We start from the raw sequence: 23,692 nt of genomic DNA on the forward strand, positions 1-23,692 counted from the left end.
TAATCCTACTGGTTTTAAGTCTTTACGGTATTCTGGGTTTACTTCTAGTAAAGCACGTGCAATTCCGTGACGGATTGCTTGAGCTTGTCCTGTGTATCCTCCACCGTTAACGTTAACTAAAACGTCATAGTTACCTGTAGTAGATGTAACTTCTAAAGGTTGCATTAAATCTAATACTAATGATTCTAATGGTAAGTATTCACGCATTTCTCTATTGTTGATAACAACTTTCCCTGTTCCAGGTACTAATCTTACACGTGCTACTGAGCTTTTACGGCGTCCTGTACCGCGATATTCTACTTGTGCCATTTAATTATTTCCTCCTATATTATCCACGTAATTCGTATTTTTCTGGTTTTTGTGCTGCGTGTGGGTGTTCAGCTCCACGGTAAACGTGAAGTTTCATTCCTTGAGCTCTACCTAAAGTATTTTTTGGTAACATACCTTTGATAGATAGTTCTAAAAGTTCTTCTGGATATTTTTCTACCATTAATCCAGCAGTTCTTTCTTTTAACCCACCTGGGTGCATTGTGTGACGACGGTAAATTTTATCAGTTAATTTTTTACCAGTTAACACAATTTTCTCAGCGTTGATAATGATAACATTATCCCCAGTATCGATGTGTGGTGTATAAGTAGGTTTGTGTTTCCCTCTTAAAATTGAAGCTACCTCTGATGATAAGCGACCTAAAGTTTGTCCTTCAGCATCGATTACATACCATTTTTTTTCTACAGTTGATGGCTTTGCCATATATGTTTGACGCATGTCTTTTTTCCTCCTAGATGTTGTTTTTAATCTGTCATAACGACTAAGTTTTCCGGGGCTTACTCGTGAAGATATATAAACAATATCATAAGTAATAATACCTTATTTGAAGATAAATGTCAAGATATTTTCTTTACTTTTATATATATTTCTATATCTTTTTTTACCTCGAAAAAATAAAATTAAGGGTTACTCTAAAATTTAGTAGTTCTGATTCATTTCACCCTTAATCTTTCGTTATTTTTTTTCTTAATTTATACTATTTAATTGTTTCTAATGCAGCTTTTACTCTAGCAGCTACACGTTCTTTACCAAGTAGCTCTAAGCTTGTGTTTAATTCTGGACCATGCATTGATCCAGTTGATGCGATACGGATTGGCATAAATAAGTTTTTACCTTTTACTCCTGTATCTTTTTGAATTGATTTGATTAAATCTTTAATGTTATCAGCTGTGAATTCTTCCACTTCTTCAACTTTTGTTAAGAAATCTTCGAATACTGTTGCTGTTGTTTCTTGTTTTAGAATTTCTAACTCTTCTTCATCAAATTTAACATCTTCAACGAAGAATTGTTTTGTTAACTCAACTATTTCAGCTCCATAACTCATTTGTGGTTGGTATAATGAAATTAATTTTTCAAACCATACTTTATTAGCTTCTACTTCTTCAGCTGTTGCTACACCTTCTTTAATGAAGAACGGTAATGATAAGTCTACGATTCTTTCTAAAGGTTGAGCTTTGATGTACTGGTTGTTAATCCAAGTAAGTTTATTATTATCGAAGAACGCAGGTGATTTACTTAGACGTTTTTCATCGAAGATTTTTACAAATTCTTCTTTAGAGAAGATTTCTTGTTCACCTTCTGGAGACCATCCTAATAAAGCGATGAAGTTAAATAATGCTTCTGGAAGGTATCCTAATTCATCATATTGTTCGATGAATTGGATGATACTTTCATCACGTTTAGATAATTTTTTCTTGTTTTCATTTACGATTAGAGTCATGTGACCAAATCTTGGTGGTTCAAATCCTAATGCTTCATATACAACAAGTTGTTTTGGTGTATTAGAAACGTGGTCGTCCCCACGTAATACGTGAGAAATTTTCATTAAGTAGTCATCGATAACAACAGCGAAGTTGTACGTTGCTACTCCATCATTTTTAATGATTACGAAATCTCCGAAGTCATGCCCTTCGAATGATAATTCACCTTTAACCATATCATCAAATTTATATGTTCTGTCTTGAGGAACACGGATACGGATAGCTGGTTTTCTACCTTCTTTTTCAAAAGCTTCTTGCTCTTCTTTTGTTAAGTTAGCGTGTTTTCCACTATAACGTGGTGGTAATCCGTTAGCGATTTGCTCTTCTCTTTCAGCTTCTAATTCTTCCGCAGTCATGTAACATTTATAAGCTTTATCTTCTGCGATAAGTTGATCAGCATATTTTTGATAAATATCGATTCTCTCAGATTGACGGTATGGACCGAATTCTTTTTCTTTTCCAATACCTTCATCATAATCTAAACCTAACCAGTTCATATATTTAAGTTGGCTACGTTCACCTTCTTCTTTGTTACGTTTGAAGTCCGTATCTTCAATTCTTAATACGAAATCTCCATCGTTGTGTTTAGCAAAAAGGTAATTAAATAATGCAGTTCTTGCATTACCGATATGTAAATTTCCTGTTGGAGATGGTGCATATCTTACTCTTACTTTTGTCATAGTTATCTCCTTTTTTATTATTCTATAAATTATAATACTAAGATATTATATCACAAACTATATTGATATTTCAACGAAAGTTAAACATTTCAAGAAGAATTGATACTATAATTTTATTATTTCTATGACAAATGTATAGATTAACACTTTATCTTAGAAAAATGGTTGTATTACTGGAATTTTTCCATGCACCGGATTTATTATACAACCAAAATAAAGAACTAAATAGCATTTCCCTACTACTTAGTTCTCTGTATCATTCTTTAATTTGCTTTAATTTCCACTGGGCGTTTTAAGTTTTTCTCTATTAATGTTACCATTTCAGCTATACCTGCTTGATTTAGGTGAACTCTATCTGGCTCAAATAAATCTTTAGTACTATTTGCTACTGAATACCAGTCAATAAGTTTAACATTTGAGTGTTTTTCTTGTATTTCTTTTAATGCTGTATTTACCGTTTTTTCCCAAGCTCTTGGTACTTTAATATTGACGAAGTAAATATCTGCTTTATCAAACTCTTTTACTAATTCTTCAATTTGACTTTCTGTAAATGGACCATTAGTTCCTAACTGGAAGATTACCGCTGAATTTTCATTATTGTATTTAGAATAGCTTTTCGCCTCTTCTACTGCTACATATAATTGACGACCAATTTTCCCATCGATGACAGCTCCTGAATAGAGTTCTTGGAATTTTTCTCCAATGTCTACAGTTAATGAATCACCCATAACTAGTACTGAACTATATTTTTTATCAGAATTTTTTTTATCTTCTTTGTTATCTTTGTTATCTTTGTTATCTTTATTAGAATCACTAGATTTTTCTTGGTTATTATCTTTATTGTTCCCGTTATTTACAAACTGAGTTTCTTTATTTGCTTCCATCTCTTTTACAAAAGCTGTAGAAATAAATGGAACACTTTTTCCGAAAATACCCATTAAGAATAATATTGAAACTAGTCCAACAACACCTGCATAGACTTTTTTAGATTTTCTAGGACGTTTTTTCAGTTTTTTGAATATAATATTTATATAGTTTTTGAATCCTAATTTTCTAATAGGAGTTTCTACAAACACATAACTAGCTGTAGCTAAAATAAATGTTAGAATTACTCGTAATATTACAAAGATAATATTTGGATTTCCTATTTCTGATACCGGTGTCGTTAATACTAATACTGGGAAATGCCATAAGTATAAACTGTATGATATCTTACCAATAAACACTACAGGTTTGAATGATAATAATCTTGACATTAGTGTATGTTGTTTCCCACTACTTATTATAACTATCAATCCTAATATAGCTACTAATAGGAATCCACCTCTATATAGCAATGTGTTATACTCAGATGTATAAATCATTACTGTTATTAAAGTAGCGATAGAAACTAGTGAAACCACGCTGTATATCATGTTCTGTTGCGGAGTTACCTTAGCATGTAATCTCTCCATAGGATATAATATTGCTCCTACAACTCCTACAAGTAGAGAAAATGCTCGAGTATCAGTACCGAAATATATTCTACTGATATTGTTTATATCAAATAAAAGAATATGAGCTATTAATGATACTAATATTAATCCTAGAACAACATATAAAAAGTTCTTATTTAATTTATAGGTTCCGTCTTTTGATTTTTTCTTTCTATTAACTAATAAGAATAGCAATGGGAAAATCATATAAAATTGCTCTTCTATTGCTAAAGACCAAAGATGTTTGAACGGGCTTTGCGCACCGAAGCTATCAAAATAATCTAGTTTATGGAAAATATACCACCAGTTACTTGAATATATATAACCAAATATTGCATCAAGGTGACTCTTACGAAGCAGTACTTCATTGAAAAGTACCATTACCACTAACCCTACTGTTATCATAAAGTAAACAGCCGGTAACAAACGTCTAGCCCTTCTAATATAGAAATTATATAAATTTAAGCTACCAGTCTTTCTATATTCTTTAATAATTAATGAACTAATTAAATATCCCGATAAAACAAAAAATAAATCTACCCCTAAAAATCCACCCGGTAGGTAATTTACGTCAACGTGATAAATAATAACGGCTAATACAGCCAATGCCCTCAAGCTATCTATACTTGGAAGGTATTTTGATTTGTTATTACTCATTTTTACCTCCTTTAATCTTTAAACATCGCTAGTGCAACACGGCCTCTTTGTTTGTCTACATCTATAACATAAACATCAACAATTTGCCCTACACTAAGAACATCAAGTGGGTTTTTTATATAATTTTTACTAATTTTTGAAATATGTACCATCGCATCTTGTTTTAAACCGATGTCGATAAATGCTCCGAACTGTGTTATATTTCGAACAGTTCCCGCTAATTTAACACCAATCTGAAGGTCATCTATAGTTAGAATATCAGATTTTAACAACGGCTTAGCAAATGATTCACGTTCGTCTCGCAGAGGTTGTTTTAAATCTTTAATTATATCTTCTAACGTTTCAAGACCTACACCAATTTTTTCTGCTAGGGCTTTTTTATCTACACCATCTATTGTAGTAGTAAACTCATCTGTTCCTACTTCTTTAGTTGATAGTTTTAACTCTTTTAATAAATTCTCTGCTGCTTTATAACTTTCTGGGTGAATACCTGTAGCATCAAAAATATTTTTACTATCAGGTATTCTAAAGAATCCTACACATTGCTCATATGTTTTTTTACCTAATCTTGGTACTTTAGCAATTTCTTTAATTGTTTCTATTTTTCCATTTTCTTGACGATAAGCTACAATATTCTTAGCTATTTGCTTATTAACACCAGAAACATATGATAGTAGTGAAACAGATGCCGTATTAACATTTACCCCTACTTTGTTAACCGCAGTTTCAACTACAAAAGTAAGCTCTTTTTCTAAAAACTTAGGAGTAATATCGTGTTGGTATTGACCTACACCGATTGATTTAGGGTCAATTTTTACAAGTTCACTTAATGGATCTTGAATACGTCTCGCTATAGATACAGCACTTCTTTCTTCTACATTAAAGTCTGGGAATTCTTCACGTGCTACTTCACTAGCTGAGTACACACTAGCTCCCGCTTCATTTACAATAACATAGTCAATTTTTAATCCCGCTTCTTTTAAGTTATCTACTACAAATTTCTCAGTTTCACGAGAAGCAGTACCATTACCTATAGCTATTAAATTAATATTGTGTTTATTAATAAATTTAATTAAATCTTTTTTAGATTTTTCTTGCTTATCTGCTGAAGCTGGTTTATGCGGATAGATAACCATTTTATCTATAAAATTACCATATTCATCAACAATTGCCATCTTACAACCTGTTCTAAATGCAGGGTCTATTCCTAAAACTTTTTTGTTTTTAAGCGGACTTTGCATTAATAGTTGTTTTAAATTTTCTGAGAAAATGACAACAGAATCTTCCTCAGCTTTTTTCGTTAAATCACTACGAATCTCTCTTTCAATTGATGGATAGATTAATCTCTTCATACTATCAGCAATACATTCTAGTAGTAAGTTGCTAATCGCTGTTTGACGATTTTTTGTTAAACCACGTAGTATATAATTGTGTAATCTATCTTTATCATTTTCGATACTTACACGAATTATTCCTTCTTTTTCCGCTCTATTTAGAGCAAGAATTCTATGCGAAGCAATTTTTGAAATTTGTTCTCCAAACTCATAGTAGTTTTTATAAGTAGAATTTTCGTCTTTTTCTTCTCCACCTTTTTTAAGTGCTGAAGTAATTTGACCGAATTTTCTAGTGTTTTCAAGTACATACTCACGATATTTTGCACTATCAGAAATATTTTCTGCGATAATATCTAATGCATAGTTAATTGCTTCTTCAGCCGTATTAACCTCTTTTTCAGCATTTATATACTTAGCAGCTTCTTTATTCAAATCTTCTAAAGATTTTGGAAGTTTCATAATATAGTTAGCCAGTTTCTCTAATCCTTTTTCTTTAGCTATCGTTGCCTTAGTACGTTTTTTCTCTTTAAAAGGACGATATAAATCTTCTACCCTTTGTAATTTTTCTTGAGCTAAAATATCTTTTTTTAGCTCATCAGTAAGTAGACCTTTTTCTGAAATTAATCTAATTACTTCTTCTTTTCTTTCTTCAAGTGATTTTAAATAATTAAATTCATCTTGAATTTGTTTAATAGCAACTTCATCTAGAGAATTTGTTAATTCTTTTCTATACCTTGCGATAAAAGCAATTGTATTTCCTTCTTCTAATAAGTTTAATACATTTACTATATACTTATCTTGTATTTTTAACTTAGTTGCTAAGTTTTTCATAATTTTCTCGTACATATTATAACTCCATTTTATTTTTTATAATAAACTCTTGGAACACGTTTATTTATACAACAGAATATTTCATAACTTATTGTATCTTGAAATGTAGCGAAATCATCGACTGATATTTTTTGGCCATTATTCTCTCCAAAAATTAGAACATCGTCTCCTACTTTTATATTTTCACTACAACGTACCATAAGTTGATCCATGCAAACACGTCCTACTATCTCACAGTCTTCTGTCCCAACTTTAATCTTAAATCCTTGAGCTCGCCTTAAAATACCGTCAGCATAACCGATAGGCACTGTTGCAATATATTCATCCTGTTTTGCTTCATAACTAACGCCATATCCTAGTTTTTCACCTTTTAAAAATTTCTTAACATGCGTTATCTTACTTACTAATGAAACTACAGGCTCTAGTTTAATCTTGTCTAATTTTTCAATATTTTCACTTGGATAACATCCATAAAGTGAAATCCCTAGTCTAGTCATATTATACTGATCTTGTCTGTCACTATATTTTACTGTGCTAGCTGAATTTCCAATATGAATGTATTTTGGTTTATGGGTAAATAGTTTTAATCTTTCATCGAAGTTTTTAGTTTGATAATCATCATAATTATTATCACTACCATCAGCATTAGAATAATGCGAGAAGATCCCCTCAAAATCAATTTTCTCAGATGAAAGTAGCTTATCAATTTTAACTAATTCTTCTTTATCAGAAGTACCGATACGTCCCATTCCCGTTTCAATCTTAACATGAATTTTTAATTTCCCTTTGATAGTCTCCATCTCTTCTAGACATTTTTCTAACCATACTTTAGATGGACATGTTAATGATACATTGTTTTCTACAGCGTATTTTACATTTTGAGGATTTGTTACTCCTAATACAAGAACCATACTATCAAAAATTACATCTTTTAATTCTAATGCTTCTTCTAATGTAGCTGTTGCAAAATGTCTAACACCATTTTTGTATAGATGATTTGCTATTGCTCTTGCGCCTAATCCGTAAGAATCAGCTTTTACTATTGCTATACCGGTTTTTTTATTATTAAGTGCAGTTAACTTATTATAATTATTAAGTATCGCATTTAAGTCTACTCTTAATTCTGTTGGCCTATCATTAATCATTATTCATATCCCTCTTCTCTAAAATAACAAATGCCACAACCGTTGAATCAGTATGGCTCATCGTTAAATGTGTTATAAAGTCTTTATATTCAATATAAGGTTTCCCTCTATCATCTTTTTTTACTTCTACATCATGAAAAGAAAAATCTTTGGAAATCCCAACTCCTAAAGCTTTTGAAGTAGCCTCCTTTACAGCGAAGCGTCCAGCCAGAAACTCCATTTTTCTTCTATGATTAGTTATTTTGTAAAATTCATTTAATTCACTTTCTGTATATAATTTTTCAAGTCGTTTTTTATCATCAACATATTTTTCAAAGCGATGAATATCGACGATATCACAACCGATTCCGTAAATCATTTTTTACCTCTTCATTATATAGTCTTACAATATTATATCACTAATATAGATATTATGAAAGAAATATTAGCTTGTTACTCAGCTTTATTATTTACATAAGTTTTGCACTCTGTCAAAACACTCTTCACTATAATTAAATTTATCGTTTAATGCATATTTTGTAAAATATTACACCAATTTAACAAAAAAAGATTGCCAATTTTCATTGACAATCTTATATTTATTAATTTCTATTATTACTATTTAGTAATATGAAGACGAATCTTAACATCTCCATTAAAGCTACAACTGCTGCTGCAACATAAGTTAAAGCTGCTGCTGTTAAAACTTTACGACAGTGTCTGTGTTCTTGATCGTCTACAATGTTTAAATCAACCACTTGTTCTAATGCTCGTTTTGAAGCATCGAACTCAACTGGTAATGTTACTACTTGGAATAATACTGCAAATAGCATGAATCCTACTCCAACCCAAGCAACAGTATAACCGAATTGACCAATTAATCCTGTTAATAAGAATCCTACCATAATAAGAATTGTTGATAGGTTTCCTCCAAGATTAGCTAACGGTACTAATGAGTGTCTCCATCTCATTGGTTTGTAGTCTGCTACTTTATCTTGAATTACGTGACCAATTTCGTGAGCTGCAATCGCTACAGAAGCAACTGTTGGTTGATCATGAACTATAGGTGAAAGTACTACAATGTTATTAGTTGGATCATAGTGATCTGATAATTCAACTTCACCTCTTACTACTCTAACACCTGTTATTCCATTCGCTTGCATTATAATTTCTGCAACTTCTTTTCCAGTTAATCCTGATTTTGTTCTTACTTTTTTATATCTTTCGTATGTTCTTTTTACTTTGAATTGAGCCCACAAAGGGATTAGCATAATTAGTAAAAAGTAAAGTATATAACTTCCTGACATTCCATAATATCCTAATGGCATATAGATTACCTCCTAATTAGTAAAGTATATAAGAAGAATTATACCACGTTCTAAAATTATTTGCTAGTATTTTGACTAAATTTTACCATTGTTAATTCATATTATTATTTTTTATTAATTTTCATTGGATTTTCACTATTTTTTCAATATATTACCTAATTTATACTTTAATTTTCAACATAAAAATACGATCTAAAAGTTAACTTACTTCTAGATCGTACCATAAATTTAAATTCTTACTATTAGTTTCTTTGTCTTGCTATTAGTTTTATCGGTGTTCCTTCAAAATTGAATGAATCACGGATTCTATTTTCTAAAAACCTCTCATAAGAGAAGTGCATAAGTTCTGGATAATTCACGAAGAACACGAATGTCGGTGGATTAATAGCAACTTGCGATGCATAGAAAATATTAAGTCTCTTACCTTTATCTTGAGGTGTTGGATTCATAGAAACAGCATCAACAACAATTTCATTAAGTGTTGAACTTTGAACACGACGTTGTCTATTTTCATATGATTCTTTAATTAATGGGAAGATGTTAAATACACGTTGTTTTGTTTTTGCTGAAACATAGATAATTTTAGCATAATCTAAGTAAGCAAAACTATCACGAATTTTTTCATCAAATTCTTTCATAGTCTTATCATCTTTTGCAATTGCATCCCATTTATTAACAACGATAATTACACCTTTTCCAGATTCGTGTGCATATCCTGCAACTTTCTTATCTTGTTCAATAATACCTTCCTCAGCATTAAGAACTACTAAGACGACATCTGATCGTTCAATAGCTTTAAGAGAACGAAGTACAGAATACTTCTCACAGCTTTCATATACTTTACCACGTTTTCTAATACCAGCTGTATCGATTACTACATATTCATCTCCATTGTGCTTGAAATCAGTATCGATTGCATCACGTGTAGTACCAGCGATATCAGATGCAATAACACGTTCTTCACCTAAAATCGTATTAATTAAACTAGATTTACCTACATTAGGACGACCGATAAGAGAGAATCTAATTTTGTCATCTTCTTCCTCTTCTTCTAAAACTTTAAAGTTTTTACAAACTTCATCAAGTAAATCACCGATACCTAGTCCGTGAGATCCAGAAATTGGGAATGGATCTCCAAATCCTAATGAATAGAAATCATAAATCATATGATTCATATCAAAGTTATCAATTTTATTTACTGCTAATACAACTGGTTTATCTGTTTTATAAAGTAATCTAGCAACTTCTTCATCATCACTAGTTACTCCATCACGACCATTTGTTAAGAAAATAATAACATCTGCTTCGTCGATTGCTAGCTCAGCTTGTGCTCTGATTTGTTTTTGGAAAGGAGTATCTTCTAATTCAATTCCTCCAGTATCTATCATAAAGAATGAGTAATTTAACCATTCTGCTTTTGAGTATATTCTATCACGAGTAACACCTGCTACGTCTTCTACAATAGATAGTCTATCACCAATAATTTTATTGAAAATTGTAGATTTACCGACGTTTGGTCTACCTATTATCGCAACTGTTGGTTTTGCCATGTTTTTACCTCCATATCTTTAAATATTTTTAGTTAAAATAGCAAAGTTTGATAGTTAAAAACTATATTTTAACTACACTCCACTATCTATTTCTACCTAAAAAATAAAAGCAATAGACAAGCTTATCTACTGCCTTTATTTCTTTATTTTTTCAAATTAAAGTTCGATATCTTTAAATTTGTCCCCTAGATTGAATGAAGTATCTCCATCTTTTAAGTAAGAAGTATCATATTCAACTTCTTCCTTAACTTCTTCTTTAACTGGTTTTTCTAAAAGTTCTTTGATTGATAAAGATAATCTTTCGTTTTCGAAATCAAATTCTAAAACTTTTACATTTACTTTATCACCTTTTTTAAGAACGTCTTCTACGTTTGTAACTCTTTCGTGAGAAATTTGAGAAATGTGAACTAATCCTTCAACATCTGGTAATACTTCAACAAATGCTCCAAATGCAGTTGTGTTACGAACAACACCTTCTAATGCATCTCCAGCTTTAATTGTAGCACGAGCTACTTCCCATTGTGTTGGTAATAAAGTTTTAGCTGAAAGTGAAACTTTTTCATTTTCTTTATCTACAGCGATAACTGCAACTTTAATAGTGTCTCCAACTGATAATACATCAGCAACTTTCTCTACACGAGCATGAGAGATTTCTGAGATGTGTAATAATCCATCAACTTCACCGATGTTAACGAATGCACCAAAGTCAGTAATACGACTAACTTTACCTTCAATTACATCACCTTCATTAATGTTTCCGTATACTTCAGCTAGTTTTTTAGCTTTTTCTTCTTCTAAAATTACACGTCTGTTTAAGATAATTTTGTTTTTAGATTTATCTACTTCTTCGATTTTGAATGTGTATTCATTTCCTACAAATTTAGATAAGTCTTTTCTGAATTTAGTGTCAATATATGAACCTGGGATAAATGCACGTAATCCTTCTACGTCAGCTAATAATCCACCTTTAGTTTGTCCAGAAACTGTTGCTTGAATTAATTCTCCGTTTTCGAATTTTTCAATAATTCCAGCCCATGATAATTCCATTAATTTTTTATATTCAGCATTTTCTAAAATTTTGTGTGATAAGTAGATTACACCAGGTACATCTTCTGATCTTTTTTCACGATCTGCTCTAATACCAGTTACTTGAGCTTCTACTTCATCACCAACTGATAATACGTCTTCAATGTTTTCAAATGGTTTTCTAGTAATTTGGTTACGTAAAATTACACAATCATATTGAGCTCCTGCTACATCAACGTATACTTTATCGTTATCGATTTTAGATACTGTACCAGTTACTTTGTCTCCTTTTTTCAGCATTTCTGAGCTATTTAATAATTCCTCAAATGAAGTTGTCATTACTTCTAATCCTCCTGTGCTTACAATACATACTATATTAATATTATACATCAAAAATACAGTTATGTCATTTATTTTATGTTAATTTTTTAATTCTTTTTTTATTTCATCAAGTAATTTGGCTTCTTCTTTACTTAATTCATAGTTTTCCAGTAGATCTGGTCGTCTAGTTAGCGTTCTTCGTAAACTTTCTTTTTTCTGTAAGTTTCTATGTTTTTATGGTGACCACTTGTCAACACATCAGGAACTATCATTCCTTTATAGTCCTTTGGTCTCGTATATTGAGGATATTCTAATAATCCAGTAGAGAATGAATCATCTTTGTGAGATTCTTCTTTACCTAGTACATCAGGAACAAGACGTGCTATACTATCAACCATCGTCATCGCTGCAAATTCTCCACCTGTTAAGATGAAATCACCAATCGATAGTTCATCAGTTACTAAGAACTCTCTAATTCTTTCATCATAACCTTCATAGTGACCACAGATAAAAATCAAGTGCTCTTCTTCAGAAAGTTCCTCTGCTTTTTTCTGACTAAATCTCTCACCTTGTGGACAAAGTAAAATTATTCGTGTTTTATCTGTTTTATCTAAACTCTCAACAGCATTAAATATCGGTTCTGGTTTTAATACCATCCCCTGACCTCCACCGAATGGGTAATCGTCTACTTGGTTATGTTTATTACCAGAAAATTTACGGTAATCGACTATATTTATATCTAATAACTTATTATCTTTTGCTTTTCCTAAGATTGAATGATTTAATGAATCAAACATATTTGGGAAGAGCGTTAAAATATCAATCTTCATTAGTCAATTAATCCTTCCATAACTTCGATATCAATTCTTTTATTAGTAACATCTATTTTTTTAACCACATCTTCAATGTAAGGTATTAAAATTTCTTTACCAGTTTCTGCTTTTATTACCCACACATCATTTGCACCAGGAGTAAGGATCTCAGCTATCTCACCTAGTATTTTGTTGTTTTCATCAAACACCTTGCAACCGATAATCTCATGGAAATAAAACTCATTTTCCTCAAGTTCTCCTATATTATCAGAATCGATTTTGATTTGTAGATTTTTAAATTTTTCTGCTTCTTCTATTGTATCAATCCCTACAAATTTTACTAGAAGATTATTTTTATGTGTTCTGTAGCTCTCTACAACTACTTCTTTAACAACTTGATTTCCTCTAGTTATTAATAATTCACTACCCTTTTTAAAACGTTGTTCTTCAAAATCAGTTGATGAAATTACTTTCACCTCTCCTTTCAAAGAATGAGTATTAACAATTTTTCCTACTTTTAGACGCATCTATTTCTCCTTGTTTTAATATTTTCTTTAATTATTTTTTTACTCTCATTCTGATAAAATATGAGATATTTTCTATAATAATTATCGATAACGATAAACCAATTAATAATGTTGAAATTCTATTCCAATTTCTATATTCTATATTATTTACAAGTAAATGTCCAATACCACCTGCACCAACCATACCTAAAATAGTTGAATTTTTGATATTTGATTCAAATCTATATAAAACTATAGTAACGAATTCAGGGAAGTATCCATTAAATATAATTTTAACATAACTAATAAAACTTCCAAGTCCTAGACTTTTTGTCATCAGTAATACATTGTTATTTATTCCTTCTAAGACCTCATTATACATTTTCGTCATAACACCAACTGTATAAATATATAATGCAAAGAAACTACTAATTGCACCAGGACCAAATCCTCTAAAAAATATTAATGCCACTATGATTGGTGGAAATGTTCTTAAGATATTGATAACGACTTTTACACCTAATGCTTTATTCTTACCAAAAAGATTCACCGATGATAAATACGATGTAAATATAGCTGTCACCGCAGCAAAAATCGTGGCACTAAGTGCAATTTCTATACTTACAAAAAGCTCACTAAGCATTTTTGGAACATACGCTAAATCAGGATTTATTATTCCTCTAGCCAGTACATTTAACTGTTTTAATCCTATGATAAATCTCTCATGTGAAATATTAATGAAATTAGTAACGTATAAAATACTCCCTACAATAATAAGAGGAATACCAAATTTTACTACATTTCTTCTTAGTAAAAACTTTTCAAAAGTTAACTGAGAGGTATTCTGTAAATTTCTAAAATAATAACTCACTAAATCAATTACGAAGATTAATATAACAAGAGTAATAATTATTATAGAAACTCTATCATATCTTAAGTGATTTAGCTCTTGCCATAATCTTTGACCTATTCCACCTGCTCCAACTAATCCTAAGACACTTGCTCCACGGATACTTGATTCTAAAGTTAAAAAGTATACAGAGATAACTTGGGGCTTAAGATTAGATAAAATAGCATTCTTATAAATAATAAATTTCGAAGCTCCCAATGATTCCATAGCTTCTAACTGTTTTATCTCGACCTCTTCAGCATATTCTTTCAATAACTTAGCTGATGTTAGAATATTTATTAAATATATACTCACAAAACCACTAAATACTCCTGTACTGAATAAACTTACTAAGATAGCGGCAATTATTAGAAATGGCATTGTTCTGAAAATAGAGAATACCGCACTAAATATCTTAGGAATAATCTTAAGTTTAAATAACACATTAGTTAGTATTGGTAATAATATTAATGTTGTGCATAAAGCTAATATAGATGAAAATAGAGCAATGTTAATTGTTTCTATTATCGGTTGTTTCAATTCAGGTAAAATAGAAAAATCTACAGGATACATGCGTCCAAGCAGATTCTGTATCCTTTTAAATCCTAATGAAAAAGTTTTTGTATCATATTGGCTATATGCAATAAAAATAATCAAAACAATAAAAGACAACGAAGCTAACTTCGTTATAGATTTTTTAATTATAAAGTTCTTCAAATTCATCTTTAGTCACCTTCTCAGAATCTTTATAAAATAAAACTTTTCCGTCCTTTAATCCTAAAATCTTTGTACTATATTTTTTCGCTAGATTAACATCGTGAAGATTTATAAGCACTGTTATTCCATTTTCTTCATTTAATTTTTTAAATGTATCCATTATGAGTGTCGTATTTTTCTCATCCAAGCTACTTACAGGTTCATCAGCTAGTAAAATCTTTGGGTTTTGAGCCAATGCTTTAGCAATAGCAACCCTTTGTTTTTGACCACCTGATAAATACTTAGATTTTTTAAAAGCCTCATCCTCTAATCCAACTTGCTTTAAGAATTTAACACCTTCATTATATTCTTTTTTTGTATATCCCATTAAAAGATCCAAGATAGATTTTTTTACTAAATAAGGTGTTAAAACATTTTCAACAGTATATAAATTATCAAGTACATTATAATCTTGAAATATAAAAGCAATATCTCTTCTAATGTGTTTTAACCTTGATCTATTAAACTGCACTATATTTTCGCTTGCTATATTTATCTCTCCAGACTGAGGTTTATTTAACAAGTTCAAACAACGCAATAAAGTCGATTTCCCGGCTCCACTTTTTCCTACAATAGCGATAAAATCACCCTTAGGAACTTCAAATGATATATCGTTTAAAATGTTTTTTCCACCATAATTAAAAATTAGATTTTTTACTTCTAACTTTTTACTCTCCATACTATCACCTCATTATTTTGTAATGAACTATAAAATTAAATAATCTATATGATTAGTAAAATTTTATAATTACTATTATATCATTTAAAATAGAATTTTTCAGTATTTTGATTTTACTTTTTTCCTTTTACTTAAGCTTTTAACTTTTATAAGAAAAATCTTAAAATATAAAGCCAAAATAATAAACTCGCCTACGTAAAGTAGACGAGTTTGATCATTATTTAATAAAAGTAGTAATTTCTTCAACAGATAAACTAGAATCACATACAACTTTAACTTCTCCTGCTTCAGCTACTAATAAACCTGGTACAGTTCTTACAGAGTATTTTGCACGTAATGATTCAATACCTGATGCATCTGAGAAATCTTCAGAGTTAAGGAAGAATGCTTCTACTTTATTAGAAACAACTACTTCACTTAATTTTGGCATAAATCTTCTACAAAATGGGCATGAAGATCTCCCAATAAATAATACAAATTTTTCTTTTGATTCAATTTTTTCTAATGCAGTTTTTGAATCAATAACTTTAAAGTTTTCTAAGTGTTGTTCGAATGTTTTTTCCATTTTTTAATCTCCTAATATTTTATAGTTACTATTTTACTCCTCTTTTTATAAATATGCTAATATTTTGCTTACAAAAGTAAACAAATATGAATTGTAGCTTTACAAATAAAAAAAGAAGTAATGTAAACTTACACTACTTCTCTACTTTAATTCAAAAAAATGGGGCGGCTGAGGGGAATCGAACCCCCGAATGTCGGAACCACAATCCGATGCGTTAACCACTTCGCCACAACCGCCAAAATATTAAGTTTAAATAAAAAAAATGCCTTGAGACAGAGTCGAACTGCCGACACATGGAGCTTCAATCCATTGCTCTACCAACTGAGCTATCAAGGCAAAAATGGCGGTCCCGACGGGAATCGAACCCGCGATCTCCTGCGTGACAGGCAGGCGTGATAACCGCTACACCACGGGACCTAACTCTTATTCTCAATGTATTATTTCAAATGGTGACCCGTACGGGATTCGAACCCGTGTTACCGCCGTGAAAGGGCGGTGTCTTAACCACTTGACCAACGGGCCAATAAAAAACGGAGCAGGAGGGATTTGAACCCTCGCGCCGGTTTCCCGACCTACACCCTTAGCAGGGGCGCCTCTTCAGCCTCTTGAGTACTACTCCAACTCCACAGGCAGGACTCGAACCTGCGACCCTCTGATTAACAGTCAGATGCTACTACCAACTGAGCTACTGTGGATAAATATTTGTGTTCCTAACGAACAATATTTATTATACAAAAGTATTAACATAATGTCAATACTTTTGTATAACTTTTTTTATTATTTTCAATTTTATAATGTTATTTACCTAACAAACGTTGATTTTTCACATTTTATAGCTACTTTTTTATATCTAATCTCTATATGAAATATCCCTTTTATTTAACTTTATTTAAGTCAATGTTCATTTTTTCAGAGATTTTCTCAATAGCTTTATATGCATCATTATTTGGTTCTTCAAATCCTGTAATGCTAAATAAATTTGTTAAAATTTGAATTGTTTCTTTATCATTTTGAATCTCTAGTAAAGCTTGTTTTACTTTTTTCTGAGTTTCTTCATCAAGATTATTAGATGCTACTACTGTTACACCTGGAATCAATTCACTCTTAGCTATAACTTTAACATCTTCTTTTAATGTAGGAAATTCTTTAGTATATTTTCTTATTACATTTTCATAGCTTGCTACAGCATCTACATCTTTATTTAGTAATAATTGTAAACTTTTATCATGTCCACCACTAAATTGGTATTTAATATCTTTTTCTAAATCAATACCAGCATCTTTTAGCATTGCCCCTGCGTAAATATAACCTGAAGCTGAAGATGGATCAACAAAAGCAATTTTCTTACCTTTTAGATCAGCAATACTTTTTATATCAGAATCTTTTCTTACAAAGACTTCTGCAAAGTATCCTGGTTTGCCACTTGTACTTCTACCTACAAGGAGATTTTTTGTATTACTTTGTTTATTAGAAAGGACAGCTGAAAATGGTGGAACTAGTCCGAAGTCTACGCTTCCACTACCTATTCCTTCTATAACCCCTATATAGCTACTTGCAGTAAATACTTCTACCTTCATGCCTAATTTATCACCCAGTGCTTTAGCAAACGGCGTCAAGTCATCTACTAGCTTTTCGCTATTACTACTAGGCACTACACCTAATTTCAACACTTTTTCTTCTTTTGTTGTACTTTTTTGAGAACAACCAATTAAAGAAAATACCAATAGAAAAGAAAAAATAGTTATTAATATTTTTTTCATTTTACCTACCTCATATTTGTATATATTTTGTTTTTATACCATAGAGTATAACACAAAAAGTATATAATAAAAATGAAAACGCTCATAAATTAGAAATAAAAAATAGGTATTAATACCAATAGTAAATTTCTGTTCAAATAAAAAAATAGAATTTAGTCCGAGAATAGTGATTTTCAGATTTATTTGTCATTACTTTTTTTCATTCCTTTCAAAAAATCCCCAAAGTATAGCTTCCAATTTTTTGAGTGGAAGTTACTTTGGGAATTTATCTTGTTTTTAAATTTTATTTTATATAAAAATTAAATAATTTTGAAATATCAAACTTTCATTACGATTTCGTTAATTAATTCCTACTAGAATTAATTAAACTCTTTTCAATTTAGTTTTTTATTTAACTTTATTTAAATCTATATTCATCTTTTCTGATATTTTCTCAATTGCTTTATATGAGTTTTCATCTGGTTCCTCAAAACCAATTATATTATAAAGATCAGTTATTATTTTTAGTGCTTCTTTATCCTTTTGAACTTCTAATAAAGCTTGTTTTATTTTATTTCTCATACCTTCATCTAGATTATTAGAAGCAACTACAGTTACACCTGGGATTAACTCACTTTTGGAAATAGGATGTATATCTTCATTTAACGTAGGAAATTCTTTTATATATTTTTTTATAAGATTTTCATAACTAGCAATAGCATCTACATCTTTATTTAATAATAATTGCATACTCTTGTCATGGCCACCGCTAAATTGGTACTTAATATCTTTTTCTAAATCAATACCTGCATCTTTTAACATCGCTCCAGCATAAATATAACCCGATGCTGAAGATGGATCAACAAAAGCTACTTTTTTACCTTTTAAATCAGCTAAACTTTTTATATTTGAATCTTTTCTCACAAAGATTTCAGCATAGTATCCAGGTTTACCAGTTCTACTCGTTCCTACTAGTATATTTTTAGTATTACTTTGTTTATTTGAAAGAACAGCAGAAAATGGTGGAACTAAACCAAAATCAACACTACCGCTTCCTATTCCTTCTATAACACCAATATAACTACTTGCTGTAAAAACTTCTACCTTCATTCCTAGTTTTTCTCCTAAAGCTTTTGCAAATGGTTCTAAATCGTCAACCAATTTTTCACTATTACTACTAGGTACTACTCCAAGTTTTAAAATCTTTTCTTCTTTAGTTGAACTTTTTTGTGAACAACCTATTAAAGAAAATAATAAGACAACAGAAAAAATAGCTAAAAATATTTTTTTCATTTTACTCACCTCTTATTTTTTTATACTATGAGTATATCATATATTTTCATATAGTAAAATATAATATTCGTATTTCAACAAAAAAATAAAAAAATAGAGACATATAATATCCTTTTAAATCCTTTTATCACTGAATTTCACACTTTTTTCATATATATTATTTCAAAAAGCGTATTTTAATATAGAAAAGTCCACTATGAAACAAATATAATTACCTGTTCCACAGTGGATATTATTTTAAAATTTTTAGTTAAACTAATTTTGAAATTGTTATTCTATATTTTAAACTTTTTTTATTTTGAGTGTATCCCTTAACTACAAATCTTCCATACTTTCGTATAGATATTGTATCTTCTGATGTACACGTCTTCTCTCCATTTCTTAGAACGACATGATTTAGTTTAATAAAGTCTTGTTCTAAAAACTCTTTTACCTTACTTCGAGATTTATTTGTAATCTTAGCAACTATGGAATCAATTCGAAATGATGAACTAACTATTTCAAAGTCTTCATATTTTTTTTCTATTCCTACTTCTGCGAGATCAACTCTTTGAAAATCAAGATTTACTCTTCCGGCTTTTGTGAATTCCATTGCTATGTAATCTGCAATTTCTTCATCAACAAAAATATAAACCTCATTTTCTATAACAATTATATCCCCAAATCTATTAAAATTAATTCCAAGATTATGAACCGCTCCTAGAATATTTCTATGTTCTACTCTATTAAATTTGTTATTAAACTTTGCTTTTAAACAAACAATATCATAATCTACATCATAATATTCATTAGAAATAATCTTAGCTTTTTTTCTTTCAGCATCATCAAAACCACCAAAAAATTCAACTTTAAAATCACTATAGTTATACGCAACTATTTGACTAAGAACAATTTGTTCAAAATTCGTTAGGAATTTTGTAACGGTATTACGATTTTCCACAAAACTAATACTTTGTAGTAATTTTTCAGCTACTTCTCTTTGCTCAGCAGGCGCTTGTTGTAAAAAATTTATGTTCTTCATAGCATTAAGATAACTTAAATAATAGTGCTATTATTAGGTTTTCTATAACACTAAGCACTACAAGAGCTGCAATTGGTGATATATCTAACATTCCAAATGGTGGAATAATCTTTCTGAAGATTTTTAGATATGGTTCACAAATCGCCTCTAAAAACTCTACAATAAAATTATTTTTAATTTGAGGAAACCATGAAGTTAAAATATACGCTAACATACTGTATTCATAAAAATTAAATAAATATTTTACGAATTTATATACCCAAAAATACTCCGTTATATTTAACAATATTAATACTCTCCTTCGTAAAAGTCTCCTGAAACTTCAACACCATTAGGAACACATAAATAAATATCTTCACCAATAGTTTTTAGTCTAGCACCTAGTGCATAAATCCCTCCAGAAATAAAATCTAAAAGTCTATCAGAAGTCTCAATATCCAACTTACTTAAGTTGATAATTACTACTTTATTACGTTTAATATCATCCACGATATCTTTACTATCCGCAAATACTAATGGTTCAGTTAGTATTACATTATTAGTTCTTCCTGCGGGTTGACTTTGTACGTTTTGTTTACTTACCACTGGATTCTCCTTTTTCACCGGTCTTGGCTTAGGTTGTTCTTGCCTTACTTCACTTTTTTCTACTACTTCTTCTTCAAAATCCTCTTCTCCAACAAAAAGATTATTGAATTTTTTCATCATACTCATATTCTCAAACCTCAACTTACTTATATTTAACTATATCATTATAGCATGTAAGCAGTAATTTATAAAGTAATATGACAAAAAACACTTACAAAAGTTTAAAATTCTAATTTTCGTTAAAGCTTGTTTGGTTTCCCGACAAAAATCAATAAATTTCAACATATAATAATCACAAAAAAAGCCCTAGAGTAAAATACTCTAAAGCTTTAATTTTATCCATAGAATTTATTATATCTATCTCTTATTGAAAGTAATAATTTTCCCACTAATACTTTTAAAATAGAATAAACAGGTATTCCTATAATTGCACCAACAACTCCTGCTATATTCACTCCGATAAGAATAACAAAGATTACTGTAAGAGGATGCATATTCATGCTTCTTCCCATTATATTAGGAGAAATGATATTTCCTTCTAAAAACTGCACAATTCCCCATACTACTAACATTTTAAGTACCATTATCCAACTTGTTGAAGCTGCAACTAACATAGCTGGTGTTATTGCAATAACTGGCCCAAGGTAAGGTACGATACTTAAAAATGCAGCTATAGTAGCTAATGAAAATGCATAATGTAATCCTATAATGTTATAACCTATAAATAACATTACTCCTATACATAAAGAAACTAACATCTGTCCTTGGATATAAGATCCTACTTTACCATCAATTTCATCAATTGTTTCAGCAACAGGTTGTTTCAATTTTTTCGGTAGTAGACTGATTACAAACTTGTTAAAGTGCGATGCATCTTTTAATAAGAAGAATAACACAAATGGCATAGTAACTAAAACTGAAGCAGTTGAAGAAATAGATGATACTACCCCTTGTGCAATAGATGTAGCTACGCTAACTAGTTTTTCACTAATTTTAGAAACATTAAGGTTATTATTGACATATTCCACAACTACTTGTACGTATGCATTATCAGAATATGTCTCCAAATATCCTTTAACCACCTCAATATATCTTGGTAATGCAGTTATTAAATTCTGTGTTTGCTCCACAATAATAGGAACTACCCCTATAATTACAATTAGTATCAAAATTATACCAACGAAAATAGCAAGTAAACTAGCAATAAACCTAGACATTTTTTTCTCGAAGAAGTTCACCAATGGATTTAACATATAATAAAATACATAGGCGACTATTATCGGTGTAATTATACTTGAAACTATCGTATTTATCGGTGTAAAAATATACGATATTTCTGTATAAAGATAAATAGCTATACCTAATAAAATAACTATTAAAAGGATGTAGATTATAAATCTCCCTCCGATAAAAGCTAATAATTTATCTTCACGTGACTTTTCAATTCTTGTTTCTTTTTTATTTTTTTCTAATTCTTTATCCATACAATTTCCTTTCTGATAAATTATCTCACAATAGTTTGAGATAATTCATAAATTGTAATAATGGTCATATATGCAATATATCCTAGTGCAAAAGAAACTAACATCACAAAAACTTTTATTTCTCTCGTACTATTTCTCTTGAAAAATTTTCCGAAATCTATTCTTATCATTGAAAAATTCGCAAGTAATATCATAAAAAATAAGATCATTAATTTAAAAACATTCATTATTTCAACCTAATTGATAATGTTATTTAAACATATCAAGCCATCCTTTTTTCTTGAAGAACCATAACATACCGAACGCAATACCTAACATTATAGCTACAACTAAGAAGTAACCATATTGCCATTCTAATTCTGGCATATATTTAAAGTTCATACCATACCATCCTACTATGAAGGTTAATGGTAAGAAAATAGTAGAAATAACAGTAAGTGTCATCATGATATTGTTAGATTTAAGTGAGTTATATGTCATAAAGTTTTCACGGATATCACTGGCTAACTCGCGGTTTGCTTCAATTATCTCAGTTTGTTGAACAAGGTCATCATAAATATCGTGGAAATATTTTCTATCATTATCTGTCATTTCTACGCGACGTGAAACTAAGAATCTATGAATAAGCTCACGCATTGGTAGTAATCCACGACGAAGTTTCAATAGATCACTTCGAAGATCAAATACCTCATCCATAATCTTACTTCCAGAAGTATACGAATCAGTTTCCTCAATTTCATCAAGACGATTTTCGATTTTTGAAATAATAGGAATATATCCCTCTACTATTTCTGATACAAGCATGTGCATAACATGTAAAGGTGAATATTCTGCTCCACGTTGTAATATTTTTGGAACGATTTTATTTACGTAACGTATGTGTGAGAGGTGGAACGTTACAATATAATTTTTTCCAACAAACATATTTAGAGTTTCATAGTCATCATCTATATTTTTTAATACATGAGATACTAAGAAAATTTGTTGTCTTGTAATTTCAATTTTCGGCCTTTGTAAAAGCGTTAAACAGTCTTCAATTAAAAGTTCGTGGAACTTGAAGAAAGTTGTCAGCAAGTTAATTTCACTACGCGTAGGAGTATCAAAATCAACCCAATACCACGCTATGTCTTGCTCTTTAAGTCTTTCTAAACTAACATCAGTAAGGATATCTCCTTTTTTGTCTACTGCTATAGTTTTTAACATTAGATTTCACCTCTCTCTTTATTTT

22 protein-coding genes, 6 tRNA genes and 1 pseudogene are annotated in these 23,692 nt (G+C 30.1%); all 29 read right to left on the bottom strand.

What is annotated here, in order from left to right:
- Nucleotides 1–309, bottom strand: a 309-nt coding sequence (rpsI, locus tag GEMHA0001_RS05245; protein WP_003144786.1) for a 30S ribosomal protein S9, incomplete at its 3' end; no start/stop codon positions are given.
- 19 nt (nt 310–328) lie between these two features.
- Entirely contained in the window at nt 329–766 is a 438-nt protein-coding gene (gene rplM / locus GEMHA0001_RS05250; protein WP_003144827.1) for a 50S ribosomal protein L13, read from the bottom strand.
- A 259-nt stretch (nt 767–1,025) separates the two neighbouring features.
- On the bottom strand, nt 1,026–2,489 hold the full coding sequence (gltX, locus tag GEMHA0001_RS05255; RefSeq protein WP_003144807.1) for a glutamate--tRNA ligase: 1,464 nt from the start codon (nt 2,487–2,489) through the stop codon (nt 1,026–1,028).
- 263 nt (nt 2,490–2,752) lie between these two features.
- Nucleotides 2,753–4,621 carry an acyltransferase family protein gene (locus GEMHA0001_RS05260; RefSeq protein WP_003144759.1) on the bottom strand — a complete coding sequence of 623 codons (1,869 nt, stop codon included), beginning with the start codon at nt 4,619–4,621 and terminating at the stop codon, nt 2,753–2,755.
- Between the two features lie 11 nt (nt 4,622–4,632).
- Complete coding sequence (locus GEMHA0001_RS05265; protein ID WP_003144832.1) at nt 4,633–6,801, bottom strand: Tex family protein; 2,169 nt, start codon at nt 6,799–6,801, stop codon at nt 4,633–4,635.
- 14 nt (nt 6,802–6,815) lie between these two features.
- Nucleotides 6,816–7,931, bottom strand: coding sequence for an alanine racemase (alr, locus tag GEMHA0001_RS05270; RefSeq protein ID WP_003144768.1), 1,116 nt, complete (start codon nt 7,929–7,931; stop codon nt 6,816–6,818).
- On the bottom strand, nt 7,924–8,289 hold the full coding sequence (acpS, locus tag GEMHA0001_RS05275) for a holo-ACP synthase (RefSeq protein ID WP_003144788.1): 366 nt from the start codon (nt 8,287–8,289) through the stop codon (nt 7,924–7,926). The genes alr and acpS overlap by 8 nt, the downstream gene beginning before the upstream one ends.
- Before the next feature lie 223 nt (nt 8,290–8,512).
- Nucleotides 8,513–9,238: a zinc metallopeptidase gene (locus GEMHA0001_RS05280; RefSeq protein WP_003144833.1), complete on the bottom strand. Its 726-nt coding sequence runs from the start codon at nt 9,236–9,238 to the stop codon at nt 8,513–8,515.
- A gap of 242 nt (nt 9,239–9,480) precedes the next feature.
- The gene (der, locus tag GEMHA0001_RS05285; RefSeq protein ID WP_003144767.1) at nt 9,481–10,788 is read right to left on the bottom strand and encodes a ribosome biogenesis GTPase Der; all 1,308 of its coding nucleotides are present in this window, start codon (nt 10,786–10,788) and stop codon (nt 9,481–9,483) included.
- Nucleotides 10,789–10,944: 156 nt separating this feature from the next.
- The gene (gene rpsA, locus GEMHA0001_RS05290; RefSeq protein WP_003144771.1) at nt 10,945–12,153 is read right to left on the bottom strand and encodes a 30S ribosomal protein S1; all 1,209 of its coding nucleotides are present in this window, start codon (nt 12,151–12,153) and stop codon (nt 10,945–10,947) included.
- Between the two features lie 81 nt (nt 12,154–12,234).
- Nucleotides 12,235–12,965, bottom strand: a pseudogene (trmD, locus tag GEMHA0001_RS05295) (tRNA (guanosine(37)-N1)-methyltransferase TrmD).
- Nucleotides 12,965–13,474: a ribosome maturation factor RimM gene (rimM, locus tag GEMHA0001_RS05300; RefSeq protein ID WP_003144818.1), complete on the bottom strand. Its 510-nt coding sequence runs from the start codon at nt 13,472–13,474 to the stop codon at nt 12,965–12,967. Before rimM ends, trmD begins: the two are co-directional and overlap by 1 nt.
- Nucleotides 13,475–13,505: 31 nt before the next feature.
- Complete coding sequence (locus GEMHA0001_RS05305; RefSeq protein WP_040464416.1) at nt 13,506–15,065, bottom strand: PhnE/PtxC family ABC transporter permease; 1,560 nt, start codon at nt 15,063–15,065, stop codon at nt 13,506–13,508.
- Nucleotides 15,040–15,777: a phosphonate ABC transporter ATP-binding protein gene (gene phnC / locus GEMHA0001_RS05310; protein ID WP_003144782.1), complete on the bottom strand. Its 738-nt coding sequence runs from the start codon at nt 15,775–15,777 to the stop codon at nt 15,040–15,042. Before phnC ends, GEMHA0001_RS05305 begins: the two co-directional genes overlap by 26 nt.
- 217 nt (nt 15,778–15,994) lie before the next feature.
- Nucleotides 15,995–16,342: a DUF6568 family protein gene (locus GEMHA0001_RS05315; RefSeq protein ID WP_003144753.1), complete on the bottom strand. Its 348-nt coding sequence runs from the start codon at nt 16,340–16,342 to the stop codon at nt 15,995–15,997.
- Nucleotides 16,343–16,502: 160 nt separating this feature from the next.
- Nucleotides 16,503–16,578, bottom strand: a tRNA-His gene (locus GEMHA0001_RS05320).
- A gap of 27 nt (nt 16,579–16,605) precedes the next feature.
- Nucleotides 16,606–16,678: transfer RNA gene (locus GEMHA0001_RS05325), tRNA-Phe, on the bottom strand.
- A gap of 5 nt (nt 16,679–16,683) precedes the next feature.
- A tRNA-Asp gene (locus tag GEMHA0001_RS05330) sits at nt 16,684–16,759 on the bottom strand.
- Nucleotides 16,760–16,789: 30 nt separating this feature from the next.
- A tRNA-Glu gene (locus GEMHA0001_RS05335) sits at nt 16,790–16,864 on the bottom strand.
- Between the two features lie 9 nt (nt 16,865–16,873).
- Nucleotides 16,874–16,961 (bottom strand) — tRNA-Ser (locus GEMHA0001_RS05340).
- Nucleotides 16,962–16,963: 2 nt separating this feature from the next.
- A tRNA-Asn gene (locus GEMHA0001_RS05345) sits at nt 16,964–17,037 on the bottom strand.
- 180 nt (nt 17,038–17,217) lie between these two features.
- Entirely contained in the window at nt 17,218–18,102 is an 885-nt protein-coding gene (locus GEMHA0001_RS05350; RefSeq protein WP_003144840.1) for a phosphate/phosphite/phosphonate ABC transporter substrate-binding protein, read from the bottom strand.
- A gap of 387 nt (nt 18,103–18,489) precedes the next feature.
- Nucleotides 18,490–19,374 carry a phosphate/phosphite/phosphonate ABC transporter substrate-binding protein gene (locus GEMHA0001_RS05355; protein WP_003144796.1) on the bottom strand — a complete coding sequence of 295 codons (885 nt, stop codon included), beginning with the start codon at nt 19,372–19,374 and terminating at the stop codon, nt 18,490–18,492.
- Between the two features lie 250 nt (nt 19,375–19,624).
- Nucleotides 19,625–20,395 (bottom strand): YlmH family RNA-binding protein, encoded by a 771-nt coding sequence (locus tag GEMHA0001_RS05360; protein WP_003144752.1) that lies wholly within the window; start codon nt 20,393–20,395, stop codon nt 19,625–19,627.
- Nucleotides 20,396–20,399: 4 nt separating this feature from the next.
- Complete coding sequence (locus tag GEMHA0001_RS05365) at nt 20,400–20,681, bottom strand: YggT family protein (RefSeq protein ID WP_003144763.1); 282 nt, start codon at nt 20,679–20,681, stop codon at nt 20,400–20,402.
- 2 nt (nt 20,682–20,683) lie between these two features.
- A complete protein-coding gene (locus GEMHA0001_RS05370) occupies nt 20,684–21,106 on the bottom strand; it encodes a cell division protein SepF (RefSeq protein ID WP_003144784.1) in 423 nt (140 codons plus the stop codon).
- 209 nt (nt 21,107–21,315) lie between these two features.
- On the bottom strand, nt 21,316–22,464 hold the full coding sequence (locus GEMHA0001_RS05375; protein ID WP_003144772.1) for an AI-2E family transporter: 1,149 nt from the start codon (nt 22,462–22,464) through the stop codon (nt 21,316–21,318).
- 20 nt (nt 22,465–22,484) lie between these two features.
- Complete coding sequence (locus GEMHA0001_RS05380; protein WP_040464418.1) at nt 22,485–22,691, bottom strand: DUF1146 family protein; 207 nt, start codon at nt 22,689–22,691, stop codon at nt 22,485–22,487.
- 22 nt (nt 22,692–22,713) lie between these two features.
- Nucleotides 22,714–23,667 carry a magnesium/cobalt transporter CorA gene (corA, locus tag GEMHA0001_RS05385; RefSeq protein WP_003144845.1) on the bottom strand — a complete coding sequence of 318 codons (954 nt, stop codon included), beginning with the start codon at nt 23,665–23,667 and terminating at the stop codon, nt 22,714–22,716.
- Nucleotides 23,668–23,692 lie beyond the last annotated feature (25 nt).

This window comes from Gemella haemolysans ATCC 10379 (assembly GCF_000173915.1).
Taxonomy (GTDB): domain Bacteria; phylum Bacillota; class Bacilli; order Staphylococcales; family Gemellaceae; genus Gemella; species Gemella haemolysans.